At 68.0% G+C, this 7,756-nt stretch carries 8 protein-coding genes; all 8 read right to left on the reverse strand.

Going from position 1 to position 7,756, the window contains the following annotated elements; translation table 11 throughout:
- Window positions 1-56: 56 nt before the first annotated feature.
- A complete protein-coding gene (locus tag ON23_RS11360; protein WP_039778065.1) occupies window positions 57-905 on the reverse strand; it encodes a 3-hydroxybutyryl-CoA dehydrogenase in 849 nt (282 codons plus the stop codon).
- Window positions 906-1,012: 107 nt separating this feature from the next.
- Entirely contained in the window at window positions 1,013-2,221 is a 1,209-nt protein-coding gene (locus ON23_RS11365) for a Cmx/CmrA family chloramphenicol efflux MFS transporter (RefSeq protein ID WP_051042426.1), read from the reverse strand.
- Between the two features lie 213 nt (window positions 2,222-2,434).
- Window positions 2,435-3,733, reverse strand: coding sequence for an RNA polymerase sigma factor (locus tag ON23_RS11370; protein WP_244969557.1), 1,299 nt, complete (start codon window positions 3,731-3,733; stop codon window positions 2,435-2,437).
- 4 nt (window positions 3,734-3,737) lie between these two features.
- Window positions 3,738-4,094, reverse strand: coding sequence for a YciI family protein (locus ON23_RS11375; RefSeq protein WP_039778068.1), 357 nt, complete (start codon window positions 4,092-4,094; stop codon window positions 3,738-3,740).
- A 14-nt stretch (window positions 4,095-4,108) separates the two neighbouring features.
- Window positions 4,109-4,678, reverse strand: coding sequence for a dihydrofolate reductase family protein (locus tag ON23_RS11380; RefSeq protein WP_039778063.1), 570 nt, complete (start codon window positions 4,676-4,678; stop codon window positions 4,109-4,111).
- Window positions 4,679-4,771: 93 nt separating this feature from the next.
- Window positions 4,772-5,611, reverse strand: coding sequence for an SAM-dependent methyltransferase (locus ON23_RS11385; protein WP_167331852.1), 840 nt, complete (start codon window positions 5,609-5,611; stop codon window positions 4,772-4,774).
- Window positions 5,612-5,719: 108 nt separating this feature from the next.
- Entirely contained in the window at window positions 5,720-7,066 is a 1,347-nt protein-coding gene (locus ON23_RS11390; protein WP_039778064.1) for a family 1 glycosylhydrolase, read from the reverse strand.
- Between the two features lie 49 nt (window positions 7,067-7,115).
- The coding region (locus tag ON23_RS11395) for an alpha/beta hydrolase fold domain-containing protein (RefSeq protein WP_157170206.1) at window positions 7,116-7,756 on the reverse strand (641 nt) is incomplete at its 5' end.

Genomic DNA, 7,756 nt, shown 5'->3' on the forward strand with positions numbered 1-7,756 from the left:
GCATTCCCGGTGATATGCGGACAACGATATCCGGCCGGGAACGCGGGGCGCCGCGATCAGCTGTACTCGTAGAATCCGCGACCGGTCTTGCGACCCAGGCGGCCGGCGTCGACCATGCGACGCAGCAGCGCCGGGGGCGCGTAGTGCGGCTCGGCGAATTCGCCGTAGAGCGATTCGGCGGCGGCCAGAGCGATGTCGAGACCGACGGTGTCGAGCAGGGTGAGCGGGCCCATCGGGTAACCGCAGCCGCCCTTCATCGCGGCGTCGATGTCCTCGGCGCTGGCGTAGCCCGACTCCAGCATCCGCACCGCCTGGCACAGGTACGGGATCAACAGCGCGTTGACGATGAATCCGGAGCGGTCACCGGCCTGCACGGTCGTCTTGTGCAGGGTGTTCTTCGCGTAGTCGGTCACGGTGGCGGCGGTCTCCGGCGAGGTGACCAGCGTCGAGATCACCTCCACCAGGGGCATCACCGGCACCGGGTTGAAGAAGTGCAGGCCGACGACCTGCTCGGGACGCTGCGTGGCACCGGCCACCTTGATCACCGGGATCGAGGAGGTGTTGGTGGCGAGGATGCCGGTCGGCTTCACGATCTTGTCCAGCTTGCCGAAGATCTCGTACTTCAGCGATTCGATCTCCGGCGCGGCCTCGATGACCAGGTCGCGGTCGGCGAACTCCTCGATGTCGAGGGTCACCCGCACCCGGGCGAGCACGGCGTCGGCCTCGTCCTGGGTGATCTTGCCCTTCGTCACGCCCCGCGAGATCGACGATTCGATGCGCTTGTGCGCCGCCTCGGCGAACTCCGGCGTCGTCTCCAGTACGAGAACCTCGCTCCCGGCCTTCGCGCATACCTCGGCGATTCCCGCACCCATGGTTCCGCCACCGATCACACCGATCAGCTTCACAGTCGTCTCTCCCACCATCTCGGTTCCGAACACTTGCGCGCCCATTATCGCTGTTCGGGTAGTTGGAACAGGTTGCGGGCAAACTCCGGTCCCGGCCGGCCGCTTCCTCACCGGCCGCGCCGCGCTGCCGGGCGATCGGCGATTCCGCTGCTCGACGGGCTCGTGGCGGGCCGCCGCCGATCCAGCCCGACGACACCGACCGCGGCGGCGGTGAAGGCGGCGCCGCACCACAACGCCGTGGCCGGGTGACCGGTGAGGTCGACCACCGGACCGGCGGCGACCGGGCCGAGCACGGCGCCGATATTCAACGCGGTGGTCGCCAGCGCGCCGGCGATGCGGGGAGCGGCCGGTGTCGCGGTCCGCACGATCGTGGCGATCAGCGTCGAACCGACGCCGAACGCGACCGCGCCCGCCACCACCGACACAACCATCACCCCGATCAGCACGTGGGCGGCCACCGCGGCGACGAGCCAGACTCCCATGAGCAGACCCGTTCCGGCGAGCACGATCCGCCGCTGATGTCGGTCGCTGTAGCGGCCGGTGACCGTCACGCCGAGAAACGAACCGGCACCGAAGAGGGCCAGCGCCACGGGAACCCACCTGTCTCCGGCGACGGCGGTCGTTATGGTGCCCAGATAGGTGAATGCGGCGAAGGTCGCGGCGTTCACCAGGATTGCGGCCACCACGGCGATCAGGACCGGCCACTGCGTCAGCACCGACCATTCGCGCCGCATCGACGGGGCCGGCCCACTCGGCACATCGCTGTCCCGGCCCTGGCGGCCGAGCATCGTCCACACCGGCACGAGCGCCACCGCGCTGAGGACAGCGACAGCCCAGAACGCCGACCGCCAGCCCCAGACCTGACCCAGCACCGTGCCCGCGGGCACCCCGGCGATGCAGGCCACCGTCACCCCGGAGACCACGACGGCGGTAGCGCGTCCGATCATCGCCGGACCGACCAGCCGGGGAAGTGCGGCCAGCACGACCGCGAGGAATCCGGCATCGGCGATCGCCGCGACACCCCGCGTCGCCAGCAACGGCGCGAAACCGGTTGCGGTAGCGCCGATCACGTGAGCGCCGCAGAACACCCCGAGAAAGGCCGTGGCCGAATACCGGACCGGCACCCGGCCGGCCGCCATCGCCATCGTCGGCGCTCCCACCACCATTCCGGCCGCGAACAGCGAGGTCAGCAAACCGGCGGCGCCGAGCGAGACGCCGAGATCGTCGGCGATCTGCTGCAGCAGTCCCGACACCATGAACTCCGATGTGCCCTGCGCGAAAACCGCGACAGCGAGCACGACAACCACAAGGGGCATGAGGAAGTACTCCAGAAGACAGGGCGCCACCTGTGGCGCCCAGGGAATGACATCGGCATCATCCGGCGCTGCGAGATACGCCAACCGCACCGATCGCTCAGCGATCGGCGGGAAACCACTCACAACGCCGCCCGGCCCACAGGCCGAGCGGCTACCGTTCGGATGCCTCCGGAGAACTCACCCCACCACCCTAACAACGCCCATCGGCGCGGCCTAGGCGAGCCGGGCCGCGCGGTCGCGCAACAACGCTTGTTCGGCGGCATTGGCGGTGAGATCGGCGGCGCGCAGATAGGCGGCGCGAGCGTCGGCCGGGCGGTCCAGCTGTACAAGGAAGTGCGCGCGGACGGCGTGTAGCAGGTGATAGGAATCGAGCGCGCCGGTCGCGGCCACCGCGTCGACGAGGTCGAGGCCCGCGGCGGGGCCGTGCACCATGGCCACCGCGACGGCGCGATTCACCTCGACGACCGGCGACGGAAAGCGTTCGGCGAGAACGGCATACAGGCCGGCGATGCGTCGCCAATCGGTGTCGTCCGAGGTGGCGGCCATGGCGTGCGCGGCGGCGATGGCCCCTTGCAGGGCGTAGCGACCGGGTGGAACACCACGACGCACCGCCAGGTTGTGCGCCCTGCCGAGGGCGGCGAAGCCGCGGCGGATGGACAGCTGATCCCAACGGCTCCGGTCCTGATCGGGAAGCAGCACGAGCTGTTTCGTCGTATCACTGCGCGCACCGGTGCGGGAGGCCTGCAATTCCAGCAGGGCCGCGAGGCCGAACGCTTCCGGTTCCCGCGGCATCAGCCCGGTGAGGATGCGCGCCAAACGCAGTGCGTCGTCACAGAGTTCGGCGCGCACCCAGTTCTCGCCGGAGGTGGCCGCGTACCCCTCGTTGAAGATCAGATAGACGACCTCCAGCACGGACTCCAGCCGCTCGGCCAGCTGCGGACCCGACGGAACCTCGTAGGGCACCATCTTCTCGGCGATGGTCCGTTTTGCGCGCACGATCCGTTGGGCCACCGTGGTTTCCGGCACCAGATAGGCGCGGGCGATCTCGTCGGTCGTGAGGCCGCCGACCATGCGCAACGTCAGCGCCCCCCGAGCGGGCTGCGACAGCACCGGATGGCAGGCGGTGAAGACCATGCGCAGCAGGTCGTCCTCGATATCGTTCGTATCCGGTTGCGCGCCGGTGTGTTCGGTGAGCAGGTCGTGCCCGAGCATCGGCAGTTTCCGGGCGAAGGTGGCGTCACGCCGGATCCGGTCGATGGCACGGTGTTTCGCGGTGAGCATCAGCCAGCCGCCCGGATTCGGCGGAATCCCGTCGCGCGGCCACTGTTCCAGGGCGGCCAGGTGCGCGTCCTGTGCGAACTCTTCGGCGGTGGCGATATCACCGACCAGCCGGGTGAGGCCGGCCACCAGCTTCGGCCATTCGATGCGCCAGGCCGCCTCCACGGCCCGAGCCGCCGATGAGCGGCCGTCGGCACCTGCGTGCGGACGGCCGCTCATCTCGGGTAACGACATAGCGTCAAGCCTGGTCGTCGAGCCGGCGAATCTCCAGTTCGATATCCCATTCCGGCCCGTGCAGCCGCAGGAACCGCGAACCCCATTCCATGGCCTCGTCCTGCGAGCGGGTCTGCAGCAGGCAGTATCCGCCGATGACCTCCTTGGACTCGCTGAACGGGCCGTCGAGCACGGTCTGCTTGCCGCCGGTCTGACGAACCCGGACGCCTTCTTCGACCGGTCGCAGTCCCGCCGTGTCGAGCAGCACGCCGGCCTTCGTCATCTCCTCGAGCAGTTTGCCCATATCCTCGGCCATGGCGGGGTCGGGCCCCTGCACCGGCGCGGCCGCGGGATCGAGACGGATCAGCATCAGATAACGCATATCCGCATCCTTCCTCATCGCACCTGGTAGCGGAGGTACACCGCACCCGAACCGAACGCCTTCGACTCCAGCAGATCGAGATCCAGTTTCGCCTTGTCGTGAAACACCGGGGTGCCCGAGCCGAGCGTGACCGGATGGACGACGATGCGGAACTCGTCGACCAGCCCCATATCGATGAACGAATGGACCAGCTTCGGACTGGCGTAGATCGCGATCACGCCGCCGTCCTCACGCTTCAGAGCCTCGATCTGCGCGGCGACGTCGCTGCTGATCAGCCGGGTGTTGTTCCATTCGGCCGACTCCAGCGTGGTGGAGCAGACGATCTTGTCCACGGCGTTGACCCATTCGGCGTGGCGGCGCTCGCCCGGGGAACTCTCGGCGTTCGGCTGCTGCGACCAGTACCCGAACATCCCCAGGTAGGTTTCGCGGCCGTAGATCGCGGTGTCGAAGTCGGCCTGGATGTGCTCGGCGTAGGCCTGCAGTTCGTCGTCGTAGGCGCGGAACGTGAACTCGAATCCCAGATCTTCGCCGGACGAGGCGTAACCGTCCAGGGTCATGTGCTCGAACGCCACCAGTGTGCGCATGGTTGTGTCCTTCCAGGGGTGGGCTGCCTCTCAGCCCCTCACCTACCCCTCGAACGAGCCACCCCCGGAATCGACATCACCCGAAAAAAATCTTCACCGCTTGCGGCCCACCGCGGCGTACCCGGCGGCCGGCGGCGCGGACGCGGCGGTGTCCAGGGCGCTGACACCGTCGGGCAGGTCTGGGATCACCCCGCCGGCGTGCCAATCGTCGATCGCCACGATGCCGGGCTCGATCAGGTCCAAGTCCCGGAAGAATCGCGCGACCCCGTCGTAGGACCGAGCTTCCATCTCGATCCCGCTCTGGCGATAGGCCGCGACCGTGCCCTCGACCATAGCCGGATCGAAATCGGGGCTCAGGTGTGTCATCACCAGAAACGATCCGGGAGCCAGCGGCGCCAGCAGGGTATCGATGATGTCGTACACCCCGTCTCCCGGGACGAAGTGACACAACGCTATCAGACTCAGCGCCACCGGCTTCGAAAAGTCCAGCGTCGCTTCCACTTCGGGCGCGGACAGGATCCTGGCCGGATCGCGCACATCCGCCTCGACGTATCGGGTGACACCCTCCGGAGTCCCGGTCAGCAGTGCCCGCGCGTGGGCCAGCACGATCGGATCGTTGTCGACGTACACCACGCGCGCATCGGGTGCCGCCTCCTGTGCGACCTGATGCAGGTTCGGCTCGGTCGGAATCCCGGTGCCGATGTCGAGAAACTGACGGACGCCGAGGTCGGCACTCAGATGCCGGACCGCACGCACCATGAACGACCGATTACCTCGTGCCACCGTCCGCACCGACGGAATCGCCTGCTCGATCGCTGCCGCCGCCACCCGATCGGCGTCGTAATTGTCACGTCCACCGAGGTAGTAGTCGTAGATGCGGGCACTGTGCGCCCGGTCCTGTCCGAGATCCACCACACCGCCGTCGTCGGCCACGGCCCGCTCCTCTCCACTCGTGTTGTCGCAGAGGAGTTAACCACTGCGCGCCGCCCGCACACCACGGCATCGAAGATCAGTGGAGCAGCTGGATGGCTCCGGGACCGCCTACGGTCCCGCGACCGGGCTGAGGCAGCTGGCCGGCGGGTCGACGAAGATGCACAGGGCCGGGGCGCGGGTGGGGCGGTAGTCGCCGGGGACGCCGCCGGCGGCGACGATCTGCGCGTAGGTGCCGACGGCGTCGGTGGGGCGGCGGGTGAGCGACGGATCGGTGCGGACGTCGACGGTGTAGAGGCCGAAACGCGGTGTGTAGCTGCCCCATTCGTAGTTGTCGGTGAGGCTCCAGTAGTTGTAGCCCATCACGTTCATGCCGTCGGCCTTGGCGCGTTGCAGCCAGTAGACGGTGTCGCGGAGGTGGTCGGTGCGGGTGTAGCCGTCGCCGCGAGGCAGGCCGTTCTCGGTGGGCATGCCGTTCTCGACGATATACAGCGGCTTACCGGGGAACCGGCGCGAATAATGCTGCAGCGCATAGTAGATGCCCTCGGTGCGCAGCGGCATCTCCCAGATGCGCGGGCCGGGCAGATTCGGCAGCGACGAACCGGTAGCCCGTCCGATCGCACTGTACAGCGACTGCGCCGGGTCGAATCCGAAGTAGTAGTCGACGCCGACGTAATCGAGCCGGGCGCCGATCCGGTCCATCAACTCACCGTTGACCTGGTCCTCCGCACCCGCCACGTATCCGACGTTGGCGGTGACCTGAGCTCCGGGCTGCTTCTGATGGATGTAGTCGTAGCTGGCGTTGTGCACGTCGACGACCCCGGTCAGCATGGCGTTGGCATCGGCGCCGGCCTCGCGAACCTCGTTCTGGATGTAGGCGACGGGTTCGTTCACGGTGACCCACAAGGGGTTCCGCGAGGAATAGCGATCCACGACAGCACGCATGTTGGCGAGCCAATCGCCCACCATGCCCGGATTGCGCCAGCCGCCCCGGTCCGCCTCCCAGCCCGGATACACCCAGTGGTCGAGGGTGATCATCGGCCGCATCCCGGCGCGCACGATGCTGTCGACCACCGAATCGTAGAAGCGGAAGCCGTTGTCGTCCCACTTCCCGGGCTCGGGTTGCAGCCGCGCCCACTCGATCCCGACGCGGAACACCCGCATCCCCATATCGGCAGCCAGCCGGATGTCGGAGTCGTAGCGATCGGCGAAGTCGACCGAATTCTGCAGCGGCTCGTATCCGGGGTTGCGCGCGATGTAGCGCGTCCAATTGCTGTCGGGCGAACGGCCTTCGGACTGGAAGCCCGAACTCGCCACACCCCAGAGGAATCCGGAGTCCAGCGATGCGAGCGCTGCCGCCCGCATCGGTGGGCCGGCCAGGGCCGGAGTGCCGCTCAGCAACACCGACGCAACCGCGACGAACACGGCCGAGACATTGCGCAGAAACCGGGATCGCATCAAGCCAGGGTAACGAATGGACCCGGTCCGCGCTGGTGATCGGTCACCACTACGTCACCGTCGCAATGGGATCCGGCGCGCCACCAGCGACCCGCGAGCATCGCAGCCGGTCCGCGACCCACGTGTCGATCTCGCGGAGAGCGGCAGCGGCCATGCCGGTCGGGCGGAAGGTGAAGGCATGGGCGGATTCGGGATAGACGCGGACGTCGACATCGTTTCCCGCCGCGGCGAGCCGGGCGGCCAGCGCCAGATTGTCTTCGAGGAGGATGTCGCGCTGCCCTACCACCAGCAATGCCGGCGGTAGGTCGGCCAGGTCGCCGTAGAGGGGAGATATGTCGGGATCGGTGCGGTCGGCGACGTGACCGGCGTAGGCCTCGATGAAGTACTCGTCGGCGTACAGCCGGCCGCCGGGAGTTCGCCCGCTCAGGTCGTAGGCGCCGTACTGCAGCACGGCGCCGGCGAACCGATCGGCCAGTCCTCGATCTCGCAGACGAAGCAGGGTGGTGACGGCCAGGGTGGCTCCCGCCGACGCCCCGCCCACAACGAATGCCGCTGTACCGAACAACGATTGCGCGCGTTCCACCAGCCACAGCGCCGCGGTTTCGCAATCGTCGGGTGCGGCGGGCCAGGGATGTTCGGGCGCCAGTCGATAATCGACGCTCACCACCGCCACCGCCAGACTGTCGGCCA

The sequence above is a fragment of the Nocardia cerradoensis NBRC 101014 genome (assembly GCF_000308535.1).
GTDB lineage: Bacteria > Actinomycetota > Actinomycetes > Mycobacteriales > Mycobacteriaceae > Nocardia > Nocardia cerradoensis.

Coding starts and splice junctions, on each gene's coding strand:
- ON23_RS11370 (WP_244969557.1), bottom strand. CDS start 3,733: ATGTCGTTACCCGAGATGAGCGGCCGTCCGCACGCAGGTGCCGACGGC.
- ON23_RS11365 (WP_051042426.1), bottom strand. CDS start 2,221: ATGCCCCTTGTGGTTGTCGTGCTCGCTGTCGCGGTTTTCGCGCAGGGC.
- ON23_RS11390 (WP_039778064.1), bottom strand. CDS start 7,066: ATGCGATCCCGGTTTCTGCGCAATGTCTCGGCCGTGTTCGTCGCGGTT.
- ON23_RS11375 (WP_039778068.1), bottom strand. CDS start 4,094: ATGCGTTATCTGATGCTGATCCGTCTCGATCCCGCGGCCGCGCCGGTG.
- ON23_RS11380 (WP_039778063.1), bottom strand. CDS start 4,678: ATGCGCACACTGGTGGCGTTCGAGCACATGACCCTGGACGGTTACGCC.